The following is a 23496-nucleotide window of genomic DNA, read 5'->3' as shown; positions in this document are numbered from 1 at the left end:
CTTAAAAGAATTGGGATATTATGATTCTGGATAATCTTTTTCAAAACGGATAACGTTATCAATGCTAAGGACTTTGCTGTAGGCCTTAACAGAATCCAGGGCCTCCTGGAGTGCACCTTCACGACAAGGGTGAGTTACCAGGACTATTTCTGCCTGATCCTTACCTCGTTGTTTTTGGATAATGGAAGCAAAGCTAATGTTCGCTTCAGCAAAAAGTAAAGCCAGAGTTGCCAGGACACGGGGTTCGTCTTTGACAAGCAGACGTATATAAAAGGCAGTATAAAAATCTGAGGAGGATTTGAGAGGTAAGTCCAGGTAACAAGTACAATTAATTGAAGACATGGAATTCGATTTGAGATTGCGGGCAATGCGCATAACATCCGAGACGATTGCACTCCCCGTAGGCAATGAACCAGCACCGCGCCCATAAAACATTGTTTCCCCAACAGCATCTCCAACGACATAAATAGCGTTAAAAACACCATTTACTGAAGCAAGGGGATGGGTGAGAGGCAATATAGCCGGGTGAACGCGAACCTCAATTCCTTCATCCTGATGTTTAGCCACAGCTAAAAGCTTAATTGTACACCCCAGTTCAGCAGCGTAGGTTAAGTCCTCACGAGTAATTTTTGAAATGCCCTCTACAAAGACGTCATTAAGAGCAACTCGCGAATTGAAGGCTATAGAAGCCAGAATAGCCAGTTTACGCGCAGCATCTAAGCCATCCACATCAGATGAAGGATTGGCTTCGGCATACCCTAGTTGCTGGGCTTCGGCAAGAACTTCCGCATACTCACGCCCCTGTTCAGCCATTGCAGTAAGAATATAGTTGGTCGTGCCATTAATGATGCCAAGTAAATGAGTAATTTTATTGGCTGAAAGAGATTCTTTAAGTGCTGCAATAATCGGAATTCCACCTCCGACACTTGCTTCAAAATACAAGTCTTTCCCGGCTTCATTGGCTGCGTCAAGCAATTCGTGACCGTGAACTGCTATAAGATCTTTATTAGCAGTAACCACATTTTTTCCGTGTTTCAAAGCTTCTAGGATAAAGGTTCGAGCAGGCTCGATACCGCCCATTACCTCAATAATAATGTCTATTTCAGGATCATGGAGAACTTCTTCGGGCTGATCTGTCAGCAGAAAATCGCCGCTGACATCTCGCTTACGATGAAGGTCACGGTCAAGGATTGCCTTTATCTGAAGATCGCAATGAGTACGGGTCTGTATATCTTTAGCATTTTGTTGCAATACTTGTACCACACCGCATCCTACAGTGCCTAGACCTAATATACCTATTTTAATGGACATGATAAGTCACTCCTCTCGAAATACAAATGTATCTGCATAGTGGACATTATACCTTGGACTATCTAGCTTTGACAAGGAAATTCTATAGGAATTTCCTACAATTCTATGAAATTAGGGTTGACACTGAGGAGTGTATTCTGTATCATATACACAAAGTTCTCGATACAAATGTAATATAACAGGAAGTGTATCTAGGGTTCCGAGGTAACTCTCTATTAAGGGAGAACCTGACTGGTCCGAGCGGTACAGAATCCATAATGGGTTTACACCGTGGGTAGAAAAAACCCAAGCGGAAAGTTCCACGTTGCTAAGGGGACTACGCTTGGGATTTTTAATTTCTTTTACTAACAACAGGAGTGGAGGATATAGGAATGCTCATTTATCTAAATGGTTCTTTTGTTGCTGAAGAAGATGCCAAAGTTTCAGTTTTTGATCATGGCTTTTTATATGGAGACGGCATTTTTGAGGGGATTAGGGCATATCACGGTAGAGTGTTTAAATTAGAAGAACATTTAAAACGCCTTTATGAATCAGCTAAATCTATTAATCTTAGCATCGGGATCGATAAGGAAGCTATGGCTGAGGTTGTCCTGGAAACACTCCGCAAAAATGATTTAAAAGATGCCTACATTCGCCTGGTCGTTTCACGAGGAAAAGGAGATCTGGGACTTGACCCCAATAATTGTTCGAATGCCACGGTTATTTGTATAGCAGCACAAATTAAGCTTTTTGAGCAAACTATGTATGAGCAAGGGCTAAATGTGAAAACCGTTGCAATTAGAAGGAATAATCCGGATTCTTTAAATCCCAGAATCAAATCCCTTAATTATCTTAACAATGTTTTAGCTAAAATAGAATGTACTCAAGCGGGAGTTATAGAAGCGATTATGCTCACTCAAGACGGTTATGTCGCAGAGGGGACAGCGGATAATATTTTTATCTACCGTAATAATGTTTTGCTCACTCCGCCTCTTTCGGCAGGAATACTAGAAGGTATTACCCGAAATACTGTAATACAACTTGCTCAAGACTTAGATATAGAAGTAAAGGAAATGTTATTTACTCGTCATGATATGTATACTGCTGATGAGTGCTTTCTAACCGGTACAGCTGCTGAATTAATTCCAGTTCGAATTGTCGATGGACGTGAGATTGGGCTGGGGAAACCAGGTGCAATATTTAAACAGTTACTGAAGGAGTTTAGGGCTCTTACCCAGGTGAACGGCCCTGAAATATACTGCATGTAAGAGCAATTGTTTAGGGAGGGAAAACTATGAGTGAAGAAGAAAAAACAGGATTACTTGGCGCTCATATCTTATTAAATGCCTTACAGCAAGAAGGTGTTGACGTCATCTTTGGTTATCCCGGAGGGGTATTGCTTCCACTGTATGACGCTCTCTTAGATAGTCCGATTCGTCATGTATTGGGACGGCATGAACAGGGAGTTGTTTTTGCGGCGGATGGTTATTCCAGAGTAACTGGGAAAGTAGGAGTTTGCTTAGGGACATCAGGTCCGGGAGCCACAAATCTGGTAACCGGTATCGCCAATGCTTTCTTAGATTCCATCCCTATGGTTGTCCTGACTGGGCAGGTTCCCACAAGCTCTATTGGCTCCGATTCATTTCAAGAGGTAGATATTATTGGAATTACAATGCCTATCACAAAACATTCATATTTGGTTAAAGACGCCAGGGATCTGCCAAGGATTGTCAGAGAGGCTTTTTATATAGCTCGTACCGGTCGTCCCGGGCCTGTTCTTATTGATTTGCCCAAAGATGTTCTAGCTGCTGAAAACGTTGTTCCTTTTTCTAATGAAATGAAGTTAAAAGGGTATAAAGCGTTTGGTCAAGCTAACAATGGAAAGATTGAAGAAGTGGTTAAAGTACTTTCGGAGTCTCGAAAGCCTGTGTTATATGCGGGGGGCGGAGTTGTTACCGCCGGGGCGGAAGATGTTTTGAGGCAATTTATAGATAAAACATCTATCCCATTGGTTACTACCTTGATGGGAACCGGAAGCCTTCCTTTTGAACATCCTAACTCATTAGGTATGGTAGGAATGCATGGAACAGTGACAGCCAACTATGCTGTGGACGATTGTGATTTGTTAATTGCGGTGGGTGTGCGTTTTGATGACCGTGTAACAAGCGGTATAGGGCATCGGTTTGCGACTAAGGCTAAGGTTATTCATATTGATATTGATCCGGTTGAGATCAGGAAAGTGGTAAAAACAGATATCCAAATCGTTGGCGATGCGCGCCAAGTAATAACAGAGATGCTCGAGGTTCTGCCGGCTTTTCCGGTTCCTCAAGTTACAGAGTGGTGGAAACAGCTGCACGACTGGAAGGCGAATCATACTCTGGAGTATGACAAAGACAGACTTACCCCTCAGATGGTCATTCAGTGTCTCGGGGAAGTAGCCGGCGGAGAAACTATTGTCACCACAGATGTTGGACAGCATCAAATGTGGGCCGCTCAGTATTATCCTGCAGTAAACCCGCGCAATTATGCAACCAGCTGCGGTCTTGGCGTTATGGGTTATGGCTTACCTTCAGCTATAGGAGCACAAATTGCACGTCCCAATGAAAAAGTTGTAGTAATAACCGGTGATGGGTCTTTCCAAATGTCGATTCAAGAGTTGGGTACGATTGCTCAGAATAAACTTCCTATTAAGATTGTCCTTCTGAATAATGGAGTTCTTGGTATGGTTCGACAAATGCAAAAAATGTTTTATGCTGAGCGTTATAGTCAAATCAGTCTTCAAGGCAGCCCTGACTTTGTTAAGGTGGCAGAAGCCTATGGTATCCATGGCATTCATGTCAATTCCTTCGAACAGGTTCGCGGCGCTCTTGAGGAAGCGTTTAATCATCCCGGACCAGTGCTGGTGGAGATTGCTATCTCAGAAAATGAAAATGTTTTACCTATGGTTCCCCCAGGTAAACTTATTACTGAAATGATTGTGAGGTAATAATATGTTGCATACACTGGCAGTTCTTGTGGAGAACAATCCTGGAGTTTTGATTCGTGTTGCAGGATTGTTTACCCGGCGAGGTTATAACATCGATAGTCTGACAGTCTGTCAAACAGAAGATCCGGAGCTATCGCGAATGACAATCGTCGTTAATGGGGATGATCAAATCATAGAACAGGTACGAAATCAATTAAGCAAACTAGTGGTTGTTCACTCGGTTTCGGATTATACTGGTGAATGTGTTGTTGATCGTGAACTTGCCTTGATTAGGGTTCAAGTCAGTAGTGAAACACGGTCTGCGGTTCTCCAAACAGTGGATATTTTTCGCGGGCGGGTTGTGGATATGGGTAGAACGAATTTAACCGTTGAATTAACCGGAGATATACCCAAAATTGATGCGTTTGTCCACGCAATTCAACCTTATGGATTAATGGAGTTAGTACGCACTGGAAAAGTTGCAATTTTGCGTTCAGAAGCATAGTGAAAGATTTTCCTTGTGTAGTATAATAAAAATGGCTTTGGTTATTTAAAGGCAAAGCTTATAGTTGAAAGGGAGTTTTAGAAAGATGGCAAAAATGTATTATGATGTAGACGCAAATTTGGAGTTATTAAAAGGCAAGGTTATCGCAGTAATGGGTTATGGTAGTCAAGGACATGCTCAAGCTCAAAACCTCAAAGATTCTGGACTGAATGTAGTTATAGGGCTTCGTCCGGGGAGTGCTCGTACTGAACGTGCACAAGCTGCCGGCTTTGAAGTAATGACAGTAGAAGAGGCTGCAAAGCGGGCAGATGTTATTCAAATTTTGCTTCCGGATGAAACCCAAAGTAAGGTATATAATGAAGAGATTAAGCAACATCTAACCTCCGGAAAAGCTTTAGTCTTTTCTCATGGATTTAATATTCATTTCGGTCAAATCGTTCCTCCAAGTGATGTGGATGTTTTCATGGTGGCTCCGAAAAGCCCAGGCCATTTAGTACGTCGTACTTACACTGAAGGGGCAGGAGTTCCAGCCCTGATTGCTGTTCATCAAGATGCTTCCGGTAAGGCCAAAGAATTGGCCCTAGCGTATGCTAAAGGAATTGGATCAACCAAAGCCGGCGTTTTAGAGACAACTTTTGGAGAGGAAACCGAAACTGACCTCTTCGGAGAACAGGCAGTCCTTTGCGGAGGAGCCTCTGAGCTGGTTAAAGCTGGTTTTGATACCTTGGTCGAGGCTGGTTATCAGCCGGAAATTGCTTACTTTGAGTGTTTGCATGAATTAAAACTTATCGTTGATTTAATGTATGAAGGCGGTATGAGCTGGATGAGATATTCAGTATCTGATACTGCTCAATACGGAGATATGACCATTGGAAAACGCATTATTAATCAAGAAACTCGTAAAGAAATGAAACGCGTTCTTGAAGAAATTCAAGATGGTCGTTTTGCAAAAGCATGGTTACTTGAGAACCAAGCTAATCGTCCAACCTTTAATGCTATGACCCGGATCGAAGCAAATCATCCGATTGAAAAAGTTGGGGAGCAATTAAGAGGAATGATGAGCTGGTTGAAAAAACACGAATAGTTAATATCTTTTAGCTGCTTTACGGCTGAGACTACTTTATTTTTGAAGGAATGCAGATCATTGCCATTCGTGGCAATGGTCTGATTAAATTTAAGATAGAATTTGGGGCTATAAATACACTGTTAGCTGGGGTTTTGTCTTGTTTCCACCCAGATTCACTGGTCACTCTTTTCAACAATGCTTTTCAAAAGTAATCGGAAGGATGTTTGAGTAATGCGGCGGATTGAGATCTTTGATACTACTCTGAGAGACGGCGAACAATCTCCCGGAGTAGCACTAAATGCAGAGGAAAAACTGCTAATTGCCCATCAATTAGGAAAGCTGGGAGTTAATGTTCTTGAAGCAGGATTTCCGATAGCCTCCCCAGGAGATTTTGAAGGAGTGCGCAGGATTGCTCAAGAGGTAAGAAATGTAGGGGTGGCCGCCCTTGCTCGGGCGAATGCCAAAGATATCGAACGTGCCTGGGAGGCAATATCAGGCGGAGAGTCTCCCCGTATTCATACCTTTATAGCTACTTCGCCCATACATATGCAGTATAAATTACAAAAATCACCGGACGAAGTCTTTGAACAAGCTGTCCAGGCAGTTCGATTGGCAAAATCCAAGGTTAGTGATATTGAGTTTAGTGCTGAAGATGCTTCCCGCAGCAATGTAGATTTCTTGGCTAGAGTTTTCTCAGGGGTTATTCAAGCTGGCGCAACTGTGCTTAATGTTCCAGATACGGTGGGCTATGCCACGCCTGAAGAGTATGCCGCATTTTTGAAAGCAATTATGGAACGAACAACTGGAATTGAGAAAGTGAAAGTCAGTGTTCATTGCCATAACGATTTAGGCCTGGCTGTCGCCAATTCCCTTGCTGCAGTTGGAGTAGGTGTACATCAGCTGGAATGCACTGTAAATGGGATCGGTGAAAGAGCCGGAAATGCAGCCTTAGAAGAACTTGTCATGGCTTTACACACTCGCCGGGATCAGTTTGATGTGGAAACCAGTATTGTAACCTCGGAGATAGCCAGAACTAGTCAATTGGTAAGTCGTCTAACCGGAATGATGATTCAGCATAACAAGGCCATCGTAGGTAAGAATGCTTTTGCCCATGAGTCCGGTATTCACCAAGATGGTATGTTAAAAGAACGTTCCACCTATGAGATTATGTCACCTAGTATTATTGGAGTAGATGCTGAATCCATTGTCCTAGGGAAACATTCAGGACGTCATGCTGTTCAGCAGAGGCTGGCAGATCTGGGACTGGAATTAGAGGATAGTCATTTTGAAGAGTTGTTTTCCCGGTTTAAACTTTTGGCCGACCGAAAGCGAGAAGTGACCACAGCTGATTTGTTCTCCTTGGTAGATGAACAGAAAGAGAAAAATGATCAGATAAATTTAGATTACCTGCAGATTTCAAGCGGAACTCATTTAGTTCCCACAGCTACCGTTGGGTTAATGTATCAAGGGCAAAGACTCGCTGATGCTGCCTGCGGTGATGGACCAGTTGACGCCGCCTTTAAAGCCATAGATAAAGTGTTGGGAACTCAAGGGAAATTAAGTCATTATTCCTTACAAGCACTTGATGGTGGCGAAGATGCGCAAGGGGAAGTTACGGTAAGCGTAAAATTTGGAGAGAATCTAGTTGCCGGACGTGGAGTTAGTACAGATATTATCGAAGCAAGTGTAAGAGGTTATCTCCAAGCAGTAAATCGAGCTTACACACGAGGCTGGATTGAGATTAAACAGTAAGAACCGATTCGTGCCGGTGGACTTATCCCTAAGTTGAAGGAGGAAGAATAATGCCTAATGTTTTAGTACTTCCCGGTGATGGTATTGGGTTAGAAATAACCCCAGAAGCCGTCAAGGTGTTAGAAGCTGTATTAAAGGATCATCCCCAAAGTCTGAAGTTTGAATATGGTTTGATAGGGGGAGCTGCAATTGATGTAGTGGGCAAAGCTTTGCCGGATGCAACACTTGAAGCAGCACAGGCAGCTGACGCGATTCTATTAGGTTCAGTGGGTGGGCCTAAGTGGGATACCCTCCCAGCTCCCCAACGCCCAGAATTGGGAGGATTGCTGGCGATTAGAAAAGCTTTGGGTCTTTTTGCAAATATTCGTCCTGTCAAGATGCTCCCTATGTTAGTGGATGCCTCTACTCTTAAAACTGAAGTGGTTAAAAACGTTGACCTTGTTGTTTTGCGTGAATTGACAGGTGGACTTTACTTTGGGGAGAAAGGGAGAGGAACTAACCCCAGAAGTGCCTTTGATAACTTGATCTATACTGAGGAAGAAATCCAGCGTATTGTTGAACTTGGTTTCCAAACTGCAATGAAGCGGCGTAAAAAGCTTTGTTCCGTTGACAAAGCAAATGTCCTAGAGTCTTCTCGTTTTTGGAGAGAGATTACTCTTGAAGTCGCCAAGAATTATCCGGAAGTTGAATTAACCCATATGTATGTCGACAATGCTGCTATGCAATTGGTTCGCTGGCCGGAGCAGTTTGATGTAATCGTAACTGAGAACATGTTTGGAGATATTCTGACAGATTTAGCTTCTATGCTCATGGGATCGATTGGAATGATCTCCTCGGCAAGCTTAAATGGCAGTAAAGGACTCTATGAACCTGCTCATGGCTCAGCCCCAGATATTGCAGGAAAGAATATTGCCAATCCTTTGGCCACGATTCTCTCGGGTGCTCTGATGTTACGTTACTCCTTTGGATTAGAAGAGGAGGCACAGAAGATTGAGAGAGCGGTTGAGCAAGTCTTGCAAGAAGGGTATAGAACCGCTGATTTAGCAAAACCAGGCGATAAGGTTCTCGGCACTCGTGAAATGGGCGATGCTGTTGTTAAAGCGCTTAAATAGTTAGGATAGTAGTGATTAAAAGTGTGTGTAGTATTGTCTTGCCTTAATGTTTTTTCCAGGTTATGTTAGAAAAGGACTTGAAAAGTTCAATTTTTTAAGATAAAGTATACCTAACTGGATAGAGACTATAGCATGTGATCGACCTAGTATGATAGAGGATGGTGTTCAGAGAGAAAAACAGTTGCTGAGAGTTTTTCCACCTTCGGTATCAGAACCCCAGTCGTGATGCTCTGATGATGAATCGGACGGTATCCACCGTTATGCGGAATTTTGTTAGATCAATCTGGCAGTGATGAGTTGGCATTGGCAATAAAGGTGGTACCGCGGAAGGCTTCTTTCGTCCTTGATATAAGGATGAGAGGGGCCTTTTTTAGGTCTTTGGGTCTTATGAAAGTAAGGAGCCATAGTGTCTTGTGAAAGTAAGGAGCCATAGCCCGTTCACACACGTTGCGTTCACTGGCTCGTTGGATGCTGAAGGAATTGCGCCAACCTCTGGGCGGCGCAGGAAGTGAACCTGGGCGCAATTGGCCTTCAGCATTGGCACTCGCTTTAACGTGAACTCCACTAAAGTGTTCACTAAGCTATTGGCTCCTTAGCTTTCTGGTCGATGGGGGCTGGGAACGGGGATGTGCAAGTTGGGAGTTATTGACCGTTCAGGTGGATAATTTGAGGATGTATGGTTTCCTTGAACTTCTTGTTCAAGATGTTTGGGGATTGAGAGAGAATGTTCTTGCAGTTAGGGAAATGCTAATAGGAGAAGGCGTATTAGCTTGAAATTATGGAAGGCTGACTTAAGCATTTTTCTGATTGGTTTTTTAATAAATAATGGTTTGGGAAGGATGGTTGTGATATGTCACAAAGTATTGGTTTCATTGGCGGGGGAAATATTGCGGAGGCTATGATTAGTGGTTTAAAGAAGGCAAATAGTGCCCTTGAGATTAGAGTGACTAATCATTCCAATCGAGGACGACTTCAGGGGTTGGTTGACAGATATAATGTTATCGCTACTTCATTAACTGAGCTTGTAGAAGATTCTAAGGTTCTTATTATTGCAGTAAAGCCGAAGGATGTCCAAGGGGTATTGAAAGATTTAGCAGGTTTTTCGTTGCAGAATAAACTGGTGATTAGTGTAGCGGCAGGTGTTCCTTTGAAGGTGTTTTATAAGTATTTGCCAGGAGTTGCAGTGGTTAGGGCTATGCCTAATACTTCTACTGCTGTACTTCATTCCATGACGGGATTAGTGCGGGGGGATAATGTCAATGATGAACAGGCTAGTGTGGGAGAAAAGATCTTTTCGGCCACTGGTAAGATTATGTGGGTGCCAGAAAAAAACATCAATGCTTTAACAGCTATCAGTGGCAGTGGGCCGGCATATTTTTATCTTTTCGCTGAAAGCTTAATCAAGGCTGGCGTGGAATTAGGCCTTAGTGAAGCGGAAGCAGAGGTCTTAGTGCTTGAAACCCTAATTGGATCAGGAAAAATGATTGCGGAAAGTGATAAATCACCGGGAAAACTGCGTGAGGAAGTCACTTCGCCCAATGGAACGACCTATGCTGCCCTTAATGTGTTTATGGAGGAAAAACTGGCTCAGACAGTTCAGAACGCAGCTTGGGCTTGTGCTAGGCGAGCGGAAGACTTGGAAGGGGAGTATTCGGAGTGAAAATCAGTGAGGTTCGCAGGGTTGTTTTAAAAATAGGGAGCAGCAGCTTAAACCATCCACAAGGTGGGATTGATGAGCGTGCAATTAATGAGATTGCTTCAGTCATTGCCGCTTTAAAACAGAGTGGCGTTGAGTGCATAATCGTTTCATCTGGTGCAGTAGCTGCCGGGATGGGACAACTAAAGCTTTCAGCTCGTCCACGTGATTTAGCAGGCAAACAAGCTGTAGCAGCTGTAGGTCAAGGAGTCCTCATTGAGATGTATACCCGTTATCTTGAACGCCAAGGAATTATTGGGGCTCAGGTATTACTTTCCCGTATTGATTTGGCACAAGCCTCTCACTATAGAAACGCCCAAAACACTTTAGAGAAATTACTGCGTTTACAAGTTGTGCCCATCATTAATGAAAACGACACAGTTGCGGTAGATGAACTTTGCTTTGGAGATAATGACACTTTATCTGCCTTAGTTGCCGGACTCGTTGGGGCAGATTTATTGGTCATTTTAACGGATGTCGATGGCTTGTACTCTGCAAATCCCAAAAAGGATCAATCCGCTCAACTAATTAAAGAGGTCACCGACGTTTCAGCCGTTGAATGTATGGCGAGTGGGGCAGGAAGCTTATTAGGAACTGGAGGGATGGTTACTAAACTTAGGGCCGCCAAGATAGCTACACGTTTTGGAATTGGAATGCTGCTTTTAAACTTTACAAGATTGCCGGAACTTAGCCCGTCAACTAAAAGCCAAGAACCTTTGGGAACATTTTTTCAACCGCTCAAACATCGACTGGCAGGTCGTAAACGTTGGATTGCCTATGCAGGATTATCTGAAGGCAGTATTCAAGTTGATGAAGGCGCGGCCAAAGCCCTTGTGGAAGAAGGAAAAAGTTTGCTGGCTAAAGGAATTACCAATGTTGAAGGAACTTGGGAACGAAAAGAAATCGTTCGAATAATTAATTCCCAGAGAGAAGAAATTGCTAGAGGCGTTGTCGAGCTAAGCGATGCTGAGGTAAAGCTGGTAAAGGGTTTGCACTCTGAGAAATTACATCAATTTGTTGAGAGCTTTGATGGTGAAGAAGTAGTTCACCGGGACAATATGACACTTATGGTTGATGCCTAAAGCATGGGTTAAATTGGAATATAGTATAATGTTTTCTAAGGGGAGGTCGGTTATATGTATTTCCCGGAATTAATTGAGATAGGGAATAAAGCTAAACAAGCAGCTCGACAATTGGCTTTCACCAGCACGGAGGCCAAAAATAAAGCCCTAGTCTATATGGCAGAAGCACTCCTGAAAAATGAGGAAGAAATCCTTAGGGCAAATAGCCTAGATGTTAAAGTTGCTGAAGAGAAGGGTCTCAAGAAAAGCTTAGTAAATCGTCTAAAGTTATCATCAGCGAGCATCGCTCAAATTAGCCAATCTCTCAATGAGGTAGTAGCGTTACGAGACCCGGTTGGAGAAGGGGAAGTGTGGACACGGCCGAATGGTTTGCGCATTCAACAAACTCGTGTTCCCTTAGGAGTCGTGGCCATGATTTATGAGGCAAGGCCTAATGTAACAGTCGATGCAGCTGCACTGTGTCTAAAGTCAGGAAATGCTGTGATCCTGAGGGGCGGGTCGGAGGCCTTGGAAAGTAATAAAGTCTTGGCGAGAGTTATAGCTGAAGCTGCTGAGGCAAGCGGATTGCCATCAGGTTCTATTCAATTGATTACAGAGACAAATCGAGAATGGGTTCAACAGTTAATCCGTTTAAATGATTATGTTGATGTGGTTATACCTAGGGGTGGTGCCGGTCTGATTCAAACGGTGGTAACTAATGCCACAGTTCCAGTCATTGAAACCGGAACCGGAATGTGTCATGCATTTGTTGATCAAGACGCAGACTTTGAGAAGGCTGTGCCTGTTATTATCAATGCCAAGACCCAAAATCCAGGGGTCTGTAATGCATTGGAAACCATGCTTGTGGATGAAGGGATTGCGGAAGACTTTCTTCCCTTGATTGGTGAAGAACTGCAAAAAAAGCAAGTTGAGATTAAAGGCTGCTCAAGAACGTGTGAAATCTTGTCTTACGCTTCCCCTGCCAGTGAAGAAGACTGGATGGAAGAACATCTCGATCTTATATTAAGTGTTAAAGTCGTGCCGGGTCTTAATGGGGCGCTTGATCATATCTACCGATATTCAACAAAACATTCTGAAACCATCATTACGGAGAATTACTCAAAAGCACAAAGATTTCTGAGAGAAATCGATGCTGCTGCAGTTTATGTTAATGCTTCAACACGATTTACTGATGGAGGACGCTTCGGCTTTGGAGCAGAGATAGGAATCAGCACTCAGAAGTTGCATGCCCGAGGGCCAATGGGCTTGAGAGAATTGACGACGATTAAATACATGGTTTATGGAGATGGACAGATTGTAAAATAATTAGGCATGAGAATTCTATCGCTTATGTTACTTAGATGATTGAGTAGCTTTTAGGAGAATTACTTGTATCCTCTTTGTTCCTAGGCGTGTGCGGTAGATCGCTTGCCTATTACTGGGCAGACCGTGTCGCAAAAGGTATCTTTTACTGAAAAGGCCGCCATTTGGTGGCCTTCAGACTGTAGACAAATAGGCATGTCCAACAATTCGACAGCGCTGTCGAATTGTTGGACATGCCTATTTGTCTTTTGATGTGAATTAATCACCTAGTCTACCATAAAAGGCCGCCATTTGGAAGCCTTTTATGGTAGACTAGGATTACTCTAAGACGAGCATAATTTAAAATCGATGACGGTTTTTATACGTGTTCATATAGAGGTTAGAGGGTGTGAAAGTGGAGCATCATTGAGACATGAGACAAAGGGTGTGAGCTTATGGAGTGGGATATTGCGAAGAGAGAATTAAGTAAAGTGAAAGTCTCTTCAAATGGCAAAAATGAACTTGTTCTCGTGCAAGCTAAATCTAATAAGCTTAAGTGTATTGGTAGAGGGACAGATGCTGCGGTGTTTCGCTTCATCTCCGCACCCCAGTATGCTTATAAAGTGTTTAGTAATGACAAGCTAGAAAAGTTAGAACAAGAGAGCAAAGTTTATTTAAAATTAGGTTACTCGAAGTATTTTCCTGTGTATTATGGCAAAGGATTAAACTATCTGGTGATTAGTTACGAAGCAGGAATTACTCTATATGATTGTCTATTACAAGGAATTCATATACCTGAACAGGTCATTATTGAGGTTGAAAATGCGATAGAATATGTGCGCAGCAGAGGACTGAACCCAAGAGACATTCATCTGAAAAATATACTATTTCATGAGGGTAAAGTAAAGCTTGTTGATGTCTCTGAGTATCTGGAGCTAGGAAACGATAAAAGGTGGGAATACTTAAAAGAAGGATATATGGAGCATTATCACTTAATTGACGGAAAAGCCCTGCCTTTCTGGCTTGTGGAAAACGTGCGAAAATGGTATAACCAGACAAGACCGGAGCGACTAAATGTTCAAGATTTTGTGAAAGATCTCATTAATCCTTTTCAGGAAAGGCTTCTATTGTGAAATGCGTGTTTTTTTATACTTGGCTAAGAATTGGGTAATAATCTAATTTTAATAAAAGATTGGTAGTGAAAAAGGTGTAATTGAATGCTTAGTGAGAAGTGTAAACTAATAACTGAAACAGCAAGCAAATTAGATATGGAGACAATAATACGATATGAATATAGGTTGGAAAAAAAATATTATACTTTTTTTAGTTAGTCAGACTATTTCCCTCTTTGGATCATCCCTGGTTCAATATGCAATTATGTGGCATATTACCTTAAAATCCCAGTCTGGAGTAATGATGACGTTAGCCATTGTCTGCGGTTTTTTACCTACCTTATTTCTTTCACCATTTGCTGGGGTATGGGCTGATCGTTATAATCGTAAAACACTCATTATGGTATCCGATTCATTGATTGCATTATCGACGCTGGTTCTGGCAATTTTGTTTCTTCTAGGCCATTATTCCCTCTGGCTCCTTTTAGTAATGTCCGCCATACGCGCACTTGGATCAGCTATTCAAGTGCCTGCAGTAGGAGCATTCCTCCCCCAACTAGTACCGGCGGATAAACTAACTCAAGTGAACGCCACGAACGGAACAATCCAAGCGCTAGTTATGTTACTGTCCCCTATGTTAAGTGGTGCCCTACTGACAATGGCTTCGATTGAATTAATATTTTTTATAGATGTGATCACAGCAGTCATTGCTGTTTTAGTTCTGCTTTTATTTTTACATGTACCTGTCCACACGAAAGCACTTAAAAAACAAACTCTGAGTTATTTTAGAGATCTGAGTGATGGATTCAATTACATCAGAAGTCATGGATATGTGAAGAGGTTTTTTTTGTTTTGTGCCGGCTTCTTTTTCTTAGCAGCACCTGTTGCCTTTTTAACTCCTCTGCAAGTTACTCGTAGTTTCGGTAACGATGTTTGGCGTTTAACGGCAATAGAAATTACTTTTTCAATTGGGATGATGCTTGGCGGCATTATTATGACTTCTTGGGGTGGTTTTAAGAACAAGGTTCACACCATGACACTATCAAGTCTTGTAATTGGAGTCTGCACCTTTGCTCTGGGAATGATTCCGGTTTTTTGGATTTATCTCATTTTTATGGGGGTGGTCGGAATTGCAATGCCGGTTTTCAACACGCCTTCAACAGTCCTAATACAGGAAAAGGTAGAGGCAGATTTTCTGGGAAGAGTGTTTGGAGTTTTGGGAATGATTTCAAGCTCCATGATGCCTTTAGGAATGCTCTTGTTCGGACCGTTAGCGGATATCATTATGATTGAATGGTTGCTTATTGGAACAGGCTTGCTGATGTTTATTCAAGGATTTTTCTTGTTAGGTAACAAAGTATTAATAGAAGCAGGAAAACCAATCCCAAAACTTTAATAAGTACTAAAGGGATTTCTATATAAAAGGACTTGGATCAAACTTAGATTCAAGTCCTTTTTTACGTGTTAAGCATGATGATTAACATGTGATGGAGGTTTTATAAATGAGTGACCTCTTCTCCCATTGAGTACACTTGTCCAGCAGAATAATTTTTAATTAGATTTTAAGAAATTCCTAAGATTTAACTAGGTTTTTTTTAAGATCTCAACTCTATAATTCTATTATAAGTTTAAGCGTTCAAATATGAACTCGCATTTTGAAAGAGATATTTAATTTTATGATTAAAAATTGCGTTGTCATTAAGTGAGGGAGGAGATATTCTATGAAACAGTTAAAAATTCTTGTATTTTCTGCAGCCTTTGGAAATGGACATATTCGGGCAGCAGAAGCAGTTATCGAAGAACTCCGTGTTAAGGAGCCTTCCGCTATTGTAACTCATTTGGATTTCGGGGACTTTTTAAGTAAGCGATTCAATAATCTGATTAAAAAGCTTTACCTCGAATTGATAAAGCATTCCCCGGGGCTATGGGGAAGATTTTATTATCGATCTTCTAAGTTAACGCATAATTCTAGAATTCAGCGTTTTCTTAATCAATTAGGGCGTAGTGATTTTCTGAATTATATTAAGGAATTTGCCCCGGACCTTATTGTTTGTACCTATCCAACTGTTTCTTCAATTCTAGCTCAGCTTAGACTAGAACATATTCTGCAAGTACCTGTGATTACTGTGATTACAGATTATACGGTACACAGCCATTGGGTACATCCTGGTGTGGATTCCTATATGGTGGCTTGTGAGAAAGTTAAGGATATGTTAGTGACAGGGGGAATCATCGAGGATAGGATACATGTTACAGGTATTCCGATTAGTCCTAAATTTGAGAAGAGGATTAATCGAGAGTTGATTTATTACAAGTTAGGATTAAAATCAGATCTGCCCACATTTCTTGTGATGGGGGGATATGGAAGTTCTGAAGAAACAACAAGAATCTGCGAAAAATTAGCAAATTCAGTAATCCCCTTACAGGTAATTATTGTTTGTGGAAATAATGGGAAGTTGTATGACTCTTTACATGAGGTGGTTACAAATGCCAAAAACACTCTGGTAAGGTTAGGTTATGCAAATAACATGGAAGAGCTCATGTCAATAGCGGATCTGATTATAACTAAGGCCGGAGGTTTAACGGTGACAGAGGCTCTTACAAAGCATTTACCCCTTATGATATATAAGCCCATACCAGGTCAGGAAGAGGAAAATGCAAGTTTTGTCCAACTCATCGGTGCAGGACAGGTTGCTGGTTCAGTTGAGGAGTTAGAAATAACTCTTAGCCGTTTCTTGAGTTGTCCCGAAGAAATAGAGAAAATGCGTGAGAAGGCGTCATTAGCTTTAGTTAGTCATTCAGCAGAACAGACCGTTGATTCTATGTTTAAATTAATAACTGAATTGAGACATGAGCAAAGAACCGGCTGATTTCGAAAAAAAAGTTCTCACACTGAAGGGAGTTACCGATGTCAAACATTATTAAAAATCTGAAGCCCCTTTGTTTAATGCTATCAATTCCAATTTCAAATATTATTTATTGTCTGCTCAATAATGCAAATCGAGGTACTCATAGCTTAGTCACTGACTTAGATCAAAGTGTCCCATTTTTAAAGATATTTATTTTGCCCTATCTGTTATGGTATTTTTTTATTTTTGGAACTTTAACTTACTTTTGCTTTAAAAATAAAAGAATCTATTACAAGACTCTTATAGCTATTAATCTTGGTTTATTGATATCTTATGCTATTTATTTTTTCTTTCAAACAAATGTTCCAAGGCCAGATTTAGTAGGTAACGACTTTTTGACCATGCTGATCGCCTTCGTATATAATAATGACCAGCCTTACAATGCATTTCCAAGCATTCATGTTTTATTAAGTTTTTTAATGATTAAGGCAATAAACAAGTATCCTGGCAAGAATTATTACAATGTGTGCACAGTTTATACAATTGCTATTTCAATTATTTTAGCTACTCAGTTTATTAAACAGCATGTTATCTTAGATCTCTTATCCTCGATAGTATTAGGTGGCTTAATATTTGACCTTGTTTATCATATAAAGCTTGAGAGACTAGGAGCCGCCTGGTTGAGGAGACAATATCAATGGTTAAATGTGCGAAAGAGATCGGCAAATGATATTGATGAGTTGAAAAATCCAAGCCAGCAATTAGGCGTCAGATATTAAGCTTTCCTGACGTCTCATAGCAAGAGGATACTTAAATCACTCAATCAATAAAAGGAGTAAAATCATGATCAATTTAGCCAAAAAACAACTCTTAAAGTACGTCATTATTTCACTTGCTTTCGCGCTGATAGTCGGGTGTTCACCCTTAAACTCTCCCAAGGATACCCCCTCAAAGACGACGGATTCGGCTTCTCAAACTCCTCCCTCGTCCTCTGCCTCCCAAACCAGGGATGAGGCCAAGGAGTTATTGCTAAATATTAAGGGAGCCGCGGAGCAAGGGAAAGTGATTAACTGTAATTTTCCTGTAAAGACAACCGTGATTGAAGATGTTAAGAGTCAATGGGGAGAGCCAGAAAAGGTTGATTGGGTGGCCGCCGCTAAGGGGAACTACGCTACCTACTCTAAACAGGCAATGGTTTTTGGCTTCAACAAAGGTTCTCAAATCTTTGAAGTCCGATCCTTTGATCCTCAATTGCAGCAGCTATCCATGGCTAAGACAAAGGAACTATTTGGGGATCCTGCTTATAATGCTAAAACCAAAGTTGAGAATGGGCCCTTTTATGATAAAAAAGTAAATGGAGAGGAAATCATTGGCTATACAGTGAGTTCGGAATATAAAATTGAGTTTGTGTTCCCAATACCAACAGCTACTGATTCGAATCCAATGATGGATCATTATCTGGTGCTTTATCCGAGGGGTACTGTTAACAATATGGCAGATGATCCGGGGCGGCAATGGTAATTGAATCAGGAAGTCGATGAAATTAAATTAGTGATTTTTAACTATAGAGAGTGGTTAGAATACACCCATAATTCTTTGGAAGGATTAGGGGTGTATTCTTGAAATTTTTAGGGTTCTCAGAAAGACTTCTGAGAACCCTAATTTTGTTAGTGAAAATATCAGAGGTAGAACGAGCTCACATGGGATCATAGCTTACTACTGTCCAAGTGCCTCTCAATTTTAAAGAACAGTGGTGTTTGACTAAAACCTTTAGTGGGCTTATACTAAACTAGTAAACTACTGATTTAGTAAATAAGTAGTTTAGTAATAAGAGAAGAGGAAGATTACCATGAAAATACCGACAACCCTGAAGCATAAGCCAGTAATTGTCTCAGAAAACTATGAGAATGTTGATGGGAGATATGCCTATAATTCAGATGCTAAAGGTCTTTCATTAGGTTTAGCCCAGTGGAATGATCGTGGTAAGGTAGACGTATCTGCAAAAGTGTGGAGATATACGGGAGAAAAATGGTCGAGACAGTCAGAGGAATTACCTATGCATCGCGTCCTCGACCTGGCAATACTAATTTGTCGAACTAAACTTCATTTTCGAGAAGCCTACCGCTATGAGAATTTATATGAGGCCAATAATCCTGTCATTGATAGAATTGGCATACAGGGTGATGCCATGACGGTGGCTGTATGTACTGGAAACGAAAAAATCAATGAGGATATCAAATTGTTTAACCAAGCACTAAGCACTGATGATGAACTCATCGGAGAACGTTTACGTACTTTATCTAGGATTCTTAAAGAGATGGGATATTAGCACATGGATAGAAAGAAAGAGTTGAAAGAACAATATTTACAGATGAAGCCGGAAATGGGAATAGTGATGATTCGGGCAAAGCATAATAATAAGTGTTTTATCGAAGTTACCCAAAGATTACAAGCTGCCCTAAATAGACTTAAATTCCAATTAGACTTAGGTTCTCATCGTAACTCAGAGTTACAAAAGGAATGGAAAGAATATGGAGAAGGAAGCTTTACGATTGAGGTATTGGAGAAGCTTGAATATGATAAAGATGAAGCGAAAACGGATTATACTGATGATTTAGCATTGTTACAGATGGAATGGGAAGAAAAAATGGTCAGAGAAAATGTTGAGTTTTATTAAAAAGACGTAAGTAAAGGCCACGCAATGCGTGGCCTTGAAATTTGCAGCCCCCCACTTCTTGTAAGTGGTAAGCTCAAAATAAAACTTCAGGTTAGTTCAGGGTATTAATAGACACGTTTCGCTCCTACATAGGCCTTGGACCAATAGGGAGTAAAGCTATAGATAGCAATTCCTTTACTGCTTGTTGCACTAATGAATTGATTATCCCCAATGTAGATTCCTACATGACTTACTTGTTTTCCCGGAACAAGGTTAAAGAAAACCAAATCACCAGGAATTAAGTTGGTAAAGCTTACAGAGGTTCCAACACTGTATTGATCAATGCTAACCCGAGGCAAAGTAATGTTTTGGCTGGCAAACACATAACGAGTAAATCCGGAACAGTCAAAGCCTGATGGAGTTGTGCCTCCCCATTTATAGGGAACCCCTAAAAAGCTTTTGGCTGTACTAATGAGTTGATTTGTCTTTTCCTGGGGCGAAACTTTGGCCTGTGGCAAAGCCTTAGCATTGTTCAAGGCCTCTAATGTTTGGGGCCCGACAATTCCATCTACCAATAAATTTTGATCCCGTTGAAATGCTTGAACAGCAGTGTTAGTCTTATTTCCGAAAATGCCATCAACTGAACCAACATCATAATTTAAGGTTTGGAGATCTGATTGTAACATTCGAATCTCTGAACCTGTTGAGCCTACCTGAAATGTTGCAGCTTCAACTGCTGAAGCAGAAGCGATAATAGTCATAATAACTAATATCATTAAGATAATCCTTTTTTTCACTTATAACTACCCCTTTCCTGTATTGCTACCCTCAAGGCCTCGTAGAGTGAAGTATACATGCTGACTACTTGAAAGTATAGTACAAGTTGTTGGTTGTATACCCATATTTAGCCTATTAGATATTAGAATACAGTTTATATACTTGGGGTACATTTTCTTTTTTAGGGTAGGATAATATATACCAAAATTGCTATGGTGAGGAGAAAAACTATGGAAAAGGTTTTTGTCGCTGAAATTGGGAATGAGAGTATAGTTATTAATACCTTTGTCGATTTAGATACTGCAAATCCTAAGCTGCTTGGACAAGGAATCTCATATACTACTGTACATCATGGAGATATTGAAGCAGGATTAAAATCTGCTGTTCAAGATTTAGAAAAAGAGATAGGGACTGTAGGTTCTTTAGATGAGATCACTATTTACGCCTCGAGTCTAGTGTTACCGCATCGACTGGAGAAGCATAAGGTGCCATCTTACCTAAAAAACAAACTAATGCCAACCTCGGAAGCAATCCTGCGGGCAGCCCAAGTGATTTATGAGGAGGTAGGAGAAGTATTAGTGATTGATGTTAGTCCAGTATCGACAAACGTCTATTCGATTATTGAAGATATGTCTCAGGAAACGATGGCAGAAGACTTAAATGTTATTAACAACACTCTGCCCTTAGTGAAGCTCATTGGAGAAAAGAAGGTTATGGAGCATTATGGAAGTGAGTGGGAAAAACTAAATACGATAAATCCGAAAACCCCAAAAGAGATGATCTTTCGTGCTGAGTTGACAGCAGCAGCAATTGGGTTTGCGGTAAGAAGACATACTAAAAGTTTAGATAACAAGAAGGATGTAAATTTCAATAAGATTCGCTGGATTGTAGGAACTGGAGTGGGACTTACTCAGTTTCCCAATGCTCTGGAGATTTTTCAAGAAAGCATTGAAAAAATAAGGGATAGGTTATTTGAGGATAGAAAAGAAATAGCTATCCTCTTAGACAAAGACTCCATTTTGACCTCTTTAGGTGTCTTACCCGAAGCTTATCGAAAAGCTACCTGGCAGCTAATGCGTGAATCCTTTGGTTTGGAGAATTAACCGGGGAGATTCTGTTTTGAAGGAGTTATCATATGAGGAACCAATTTAGCAAGCTAGCCCTTGGAATTGCGTTGTTGTTTCTAATTGTTCTAATAGTTACTGCTATCTCGGAAATCCTATCTCGGCAATGGGCTCGTTTAGGTCTGACAACCCTTACAATAATTTGTGTTTTTGTACCATTTGCCATTGTCTGTCTGGCTAGTCATCTGAACATAAGATTACCGTCCAGTTTTCCCTCGGTAACGTTAGTGTTTATAATGCTTGCGCAATATTTTGGCGAATTTAAGAATTTCTATTATATGTATTGGTGGTGGGATTTGCTTCTGCACTCTATTTTTGGAAGTTATGTTGTGATAGTATCACTGTCTATACTCCAAGGGACTTTCAGAAAGAGGCATGAAGTATCAGACCTGCGATTTATAGTATTTGAGCTAATAACTGCTTTCAGTGTTACAATTACATTAGGAACTATCTGGGAAATATTTGAGTTTCTTGGAGATTACTTTTTTAAGACGAGTATGGTTAAGGGAGGACTTGACGATACTCTAACGGATCTGATCGTAAAAACAACTGCAGCGCTACTAACATCAATCTATTTATATATTCGAAGCTCATCAACTAAAAAGCTTAAGGATGGGACTGTATAAACCTCTTTTGCGATAACAATAATCCTTTCTGGTATGCAGGATTATCAGATTTTCTAGCGAAATTATGATTGGTAGGTATTATTTTCTATTATTTACATCGACAGAGCTCCTTTTATCCGATGACTACCAGCCGTAAGACTCCCATCTGCTATAAGGGAGATAACGGCTGCTACGTCCCTGGATAAGTTCCTCTAAGCTTCAGCTGGAGTAAGTATTCCTCGTTGGCAAACTCCATCTGAAGCTAAGAGTCACTTGATTAATATAGCTTAGATGAAAGGTATGATTGGGTAATGATTTCTAAAAAAATGCAAGATCAAGTAAAAAATAGTTCTGTTATTCGGGCAATGTTTGAAGAAGGTAAAAGGTTAGCAGATATTTATGGCGCGGAAAATGTTTTTGATTTTAGCCTAGGGAACCCGAATGTGGAACCACCTGAGGATGTAAAAAAAGCAATCCTAGAGGTTGTAAATGATAGTAATTCCACAGGGATTCACGGATATATGAATAACTCTGGTTATGAAGATGTAAGAGCTGCAATTGCAAATTCCATCAATAATAAGTTTGGTACTGCTTTTACTCCCAAAAACATTATCATGACTGTTGGTGCAGCCGGGGGACTAAACGTTATTTTAAAGACCCTGCTTAATCCCAAGGATGAGGTTATTACCTTTGCTCCTTTTTTTGGAGAATACAGAAATTATGTTAAAAACTATGACGGCGAATTAGTGGTAGTTTCCCCTAATACCCTTGACTTCCAACCCAACCTAGAGGAATTCAAAGAGAAAATCACCGCAAATACTAAAGCTGTTATTATCAATTCTCCTAATAATCCTACCGGGGTTATCTATTCAGAAGAAACCATTATTAAGCTTTCCAATATACTTAGAGATAAACAAAAGGAATTAGGAACTGATATCTATATCATTGCTGATGAACCTTATCGAGAACTTGCTTATGATAATGCTGAAGTCCCCTATCTCTCAAAATATTATGAGAACACGATTATTGGCTACTCTTATAGTAAATCACTGTCTCTACCGGGAGAACGAATTGGCTATCTAGTTATTTCCGATCAAGCAGCTGATTACGAGAATATTGTTGCGGCAGCGAATATTGCAAATCGCATTTTAGGTTTTGTTAATGCTCCGGCACTATTCCAACGGGTCATTGCCAAGTGCTTAGACGCTAAGGTTGATCTTGAGGTGTACAATAAAAATCGTGAACTTCTCTATAAAGGTTTATTATCCTTTGGTTACGAATGCATTAAACCTGAGGGGGCATTTTACATGTTTGTCAAAACCCCCATTGAGAATGATGTTGAATTCTGTAGTTTGGCTAACAAGAAAAATATTCTCATTGTTCCCGGATCCGCCTTTGGCTGCCCGGGATATGTACGTATTGCTTATTGTGTTGCTTATAAAACCATCGAAAAGGCTTTACCTGGTTTTAAGGCTTTAATTGAAGAATTAAAATAGGATTAGAGGTTTCGATAAAGACCAGTCATAATTTGCTAGATCCGTTGGGTAGGGTAGAAGAGTATTTTTACGACTAAATAAGAGCAAGAAGCTAGCCCCTCAAGGGGTGCTTCTTGCTCTTTTAAGTA

Annotated in this window: 21 protein-coding genes; 19 read left to right on the top strand and 2 right to left on the bottom strand. The window is 40.8% G+C overall.

The features are described from left to right. Positions 1 to 18 precede the first annotated feature (18 nt). Entirely contained in the window at positions 19 to 1311 is a 1293-nt protein-coding gene (locus DESMER_RS13485; RefSeq protein ID WP_014903619.1) for a homoserine dehydrogenase, read from the bottom strand. A 365-nt stretch (positions 1312 to 1676) separates the two neighbouring features. On the opposite strand from DESMER_RS13485, the gene ilvE reads away from it, so the two are divergent. The 16 genes from ilvE (at position 1677) to DESMER_RS13405 (ending at position 19387) form a co-directional block, all read left to right on the top strand. Beyond that, positions 1677 to 2558, top strand: a complete 882-nt coding sequence (ilvE, locus tag DESMER_RS13480) for a branched-chain-amino-acid transaminase (RefSeq protein WP_085931681.1) — start codon at positions 1677 to 1679, stop codon at positions 2556 to 2558. Positions 2559 to 2584: 26 nt separating this feature from the next. After that, entirely contained in the window at positions 2585 to 4276 is a 1692-nt protein-coding gene (gene ilvB / locus DESMER_RS13475; protein ID WP_014903617.1) for a biosynthetic-type acetolactate synthase large subunit, read from the top strand. A gap of 4 nt (positions 4277 to 4280) precedes the next feature. Beyond that, positions 4281 to 4760: an acetolactate synthase small subunit gene (gene ilvN / locus DESMER_RS13470; RefSeq protein ID WP_014903616.1), complete on the top strand. Its 480-nt coding sequence runs from the start codon at positions 4281 to 4283 to the stop codon at positions 4758 to 4760. An 85-nt stretch (positions 4761 to 4845) separates the two neighbouring features. Next, positions 4846 to 5844, top strand: a complete 999-nt coding sequence (gene ilvC, locus DESMER_RS13465; protein ID WP_014903615.1) for a ketol-acid reductoisomerase — start codon at positions 4846 to 4848, stop codon at positions 5842 to 5844. Positions 5845 to 6057: 213 nt separating this feature from the next. Then, on the top strand, positions 6058 to 7578 hold the full coding sequence (locus DESMER_RS13460) for a 2-isopropylmalate synthase (RefSeq protein WP_014903614.1): 1521 nt from the start codon (positions 6058 to 6060) through the stop codon (positions 7576 to 7578). Positions 7579 to 7628: 50 nt separating this feature from the next. After that, positions 7629 to 8690, top strand: a complete 1062-nt coding sequence (gene leuB, locus DESMER_RS13455; protein WP_014903613.1) for a 3-isopropylmalate dehydrogenase — start codon at positions 7629 to 7631, stop codon at positions 8688 to 8690. An 850-nt stretch (positions 8691 to 9540) separates the two neighbouring features. Next, positions 9541 to 10350, top strand: coding sequence for a pyrroline-5-carboxylate reductase (gene proC, locus DESMER_RS13450; RefSeq protein WP_014903611.1), 810 nt, complete (start codon positions 9541 to 9543; stop codon positions 10348 to 10350). A 2-nt stretch (positions 10351 to 10352) separates the two neighbouring features. Next, the gene (gene proB, locus DESMER_RS13445) at positions 10353 to 11468 is read left to right on the top strand and encodes a glutamate 5-kinase (protein ID WP_042334535.1); all 1116 of its coding nucleotides are present in this window, start codon (positions 10353 to 10355) and stop codon (positions 11466 to 11468) included. Positions 11469 to 11522: 54 nt separating this feature from the next. Then, positions 11523 to 12773: a glutamate-5-semialdehyde dehydrogenase gene (locus DESMER_RS13440; RefSeq protein ID WP_014903609.1), complete on the top strand. Its 1251-nt coding sequence runs from the start codon at positions 11523 to 11525 to the stop codon at positions 12771 to 12773. A 431-nt stretch (positions 12774 to 13204) separates the two neighbouring features. Further along, positions 13205 to 13882, top strand: a complete 678-nt coding sequence (locus tag DESMER_RS13435; protein WP_014903608.1) for a protein kinase family protein — start codon at positions 13205 to 13207, stop codon at positions 13880 to 13882. Positions 13883 to 14036: 154 nt separating this feature from the next. Further along, positions 14037 to 15257, top strand: a complete 1221-nt coding sequence (locus DESMER_RS13430; RefSeq protein ID WP_014903607.1) for an MFS transporter — start codon at positions 14037 to 14039, stop codon at positions 15255 to 15257. A gap of 325 nt (positions 15258 to 15582) precedes the next feature. After that, the gene (locus DESMER_RS13425) at positions 15583 to 16731 is read left to right on the top strand and encodes a UDP-N-acetylglucosamine--LPS N-acetylglucosamine transferase (protein ID WP_014903606.1); all 1149 of its coding nucleotides are present in this window, start codon (positions 15583 to 15585) and stop codon (positions 16729 to 16731) included. 38 nt (positions 16732 to 16769) lie between these two features. Beyond that, on the top strand, positions 16770 to 17489 hold the full coding sequence (locus tag DESMER_RS13420) for a phosphatase PAP2 family protein (RefSeq protein WP_014903605.1): 720 nt from the start codon (positions 16770 to 16772) through the stop codon (positions 17487 to 17489). A 64-nt stretch (positions 17490 to 17553) separates the two neighbouring features. Continuing rightward, entirely contained in the window at positions 17554 to 18231 is a 678-nt protein-coding gene (locus DESMER_RS13415; protein WP_014903604.1) for a YjgB family protein, read from the top strand. 328 nt (positions 18232 to 18559) lie between these two features. Next, positions 18560 to 19039, top strand: a complete 480-nt coding sequence (locus DESMER_RS13410) for a DUF6530 family protein (RefSeq protein WP_014903603.1) — start codon at positions 18560 to 18562, stop codon at positions 19037 to 19039. Positions 19040 to 19042: 3 nt separating this feature from the next. Beyond that, positions 19043 to 19387 (top strand): GIY-YIG nuclease family protein, encoded by a 345-nt coding sequence (locus tag DESMER_RS13405; protein ID WP_014903602.1) that lies wholly within the window; start codon positions 19043 to 19045, stop codon positions 19385 to 19387. A gap of 104 nt (positions 19388 to 19491) precedes the next feature. Here the strand turns inward: DESMER_RS13405 and DESMER_RS13400 are convergent, their stop codons facing one another. Beyond that, positions 19492 to 20163, bottom strand: a complete 672-nt coding sequence (locus tag DESMER_RS13400; protein ID WP_042333756.1) for a C40 family peptidase — start codon at positions 20161 to 20163, stop codon at positions 19492 to 19494. Between the two features lie 210 nt (positions 20164 to 20373). On the opposite strand from DESMER_RS13400, the gene DESMER_RS13395 reads away from it, so the two are divergent. The 3 genes from DESMER_RS13395 to DESMER_RS13385 all read left to right on the top strand — a co-directional run bounded on the left by DESMER_RS13395 (position 20374) and on the right by DESMER_RS13385 (position 23368). Continuing rightward, entirely contained in the window at positions 20374 to 21246 is an 873-nt protein-coding gene (locus tag DESMER_RS13395; protein ID WP_014903600.1) for a glutamate mutase L, read from the top strand. A 32-nt stretch (positions 21247 to 21278) separates the two neighbouring features. Continuing rightward, positions 21279 to 21893, top strand: coding sequence for a DUF2238 domain-containing protein (locus DESMER_RS13390; RefSeq protein ID WP_014903599.1), 615 nt, complete (start codon positions 21279 to 21281; stop codon positions 21891 to 21893). A 290-nt stretch (positions 21894 to 22183) separates the two neighbouring features. Next, positions 22184 to 23368: a pyridoxal phosphate-dependent aminotransferase gene (locus tag DESMER_RS13385; protein ID WP_014903598.1), complete on the top strand. Its 1185-nt coding sequence runs from the start codon at positions 22184 to 22186 to the stop codon at positions 23366 to 23368. Positions 23369 to 23496 lie beyond the last annotated feature (128 nt).

The sequence above is a fragment of the Desulfosporosinus meridiei DSM 13257 genome (assembly GCF_000231385.2).
Lineage (GTDB): Bacteria > Bacillota > Desulfitobacteriia > Desulfitobacteriales > Desulfitobacteriaceae > Desulfosporosinus > Desulfosporosinus meridiei.
Note: the sequence above shows the minus strand (reverse complement) of the source record. Positions and strands in the feature narration are given on the sequence as shown.

What these genes read in the sequence shown, in the direction of transcription:
- DESMER_RS13485 (WP_014903619.1), bottom strand. Translation starts at nt 1,311, where the DNA reads ATGTCCATTAAAATAGGTATATTAGGTCTAGGCACTGTAGGATGCGGT.
- ilvB (WP_014903617.1), top strand. Translation starts at nt 2,585, where the DNA reads ATGAGTGAAGAAGAAAAAACAGGATTACTTGGCGCTCATATCTTATTA.
- ilvN (WP_014903616.1), top strand. Translation starts at nt 4,281, where the DNA reads ATGTTGCATACACTGGCAGTTCTTGTGGAGAACAATCCTGGAGTTTTG.
- ilvC (WP_014903615.1), top strand. Translation starts at nt 4,846, where the DNA reads ATGGCAAAAATGTATTATGATGTAGACGCAAATTTGGAGTTATTAAAA.
- DESMER_RS13460 (WP_014903614.1), top strand. Translation starts at nt 6,058, where the DNA reads ATGCGGCGGATTGAGATCTTTGATACTACTCTGAGAGACGGCGAACAA.
- leuB (WP_014903613.1), top strand. Translation starts at nt 7,629, where the DNA reads ATGCCTAATGTTTTAGTACTTCCCGGTGATGGTATTGGGTTAGAAATA.
- proC (WP_014903611.1), top strand. Translation starts at nt 9,541, where the DNA reads ATGTCACAAAGTATTGGTTTCATTGGCGGGGGAAATATTGCGGAGGCT.
- DESMER_RS13440 (WP_014903609.1), top strand. Translation starts at nt 11,523, where the DNA reads ATGTATTTCCCGGAATTAATTGAGATAGGGAATAAAGCTAAACAAGCA.
- DESMER_RS13435 (WP_014903608.1), top strand. Translation starts at nt 13,205, where the DNA reads ATGGAGTGGGATATTGCGAAGAGAGAATTAAGTAAAGTGAAAGTCTCT.
- DESMER_RS13430 (WP_014903607.1), top strand. Translation starts at nt 14,037, where the DNA reads ATGAATATAGGTTGGAAAAAAAATATTATACTTTTTTTAGTTAGTCAG.
- DESMER_RS13425 (WP_014903606.1), top strand. Translation starts at nt 15,583, where the DNA reads ATGAAACAGTTAAAAATTCTTGTATTTTCTGCAGCCTTTGGAAATGGA.
- DESMER_RS13420 (WP_014903605.1), top strand. Translation starts at nt 16,770, where the DNA reads ATGTCAAACATTATTAAAAATCTGAAGCCCCTTTGTTTAATGCTATCA.
- DESMER_RS13415 (WP_014903604.1), top strand. Translation starts at nt 17,554, where the DNA reads ATGATCAATTTAGCCAAAAAACAACTCTTAAAGTACGTCATTATTTCA.
- DESMER_RS13410 (WP_014903603.1), top strand. Translation starts at nt 18,560, where the DNA reads ATGAAAATACCGACAACCCTGAAGCATAAGCCAGTAATTGTCTCAGAA.
- DESMER_RS13405 (WP_014903602.1), top strand. Translation starts at nt 19,043, where the DNA reads ATGGATAGAAAGAAAGAGTTGAAAGAACAATATTTACAGATGAAGCCG.
- DESMER_RS13395 (WP_014903600.1), top strand. Translation starts at nt 20,374, where the DNA reads ATGGAAAAGGTTTTTGTCGCTGAAATTGGGAATGAGAGTATAGTTATT.
- DESMER_RS13390 (WP_014903599.1), top strand. Translation starts at nt 21,279, where the DNA reads ATGAGGAACCAATTTAGCAAGCTAGCCCTTGGAATTGCGTTGTTGTTT.
- DESMER_RS13385 (WP_014903598.1), top strand. Translation starts at nt 22,184, where the DNA reads ATGATTTCTAAAAAAATGCAAGATCAAGTAAAAAATAGTTCTGTTATT.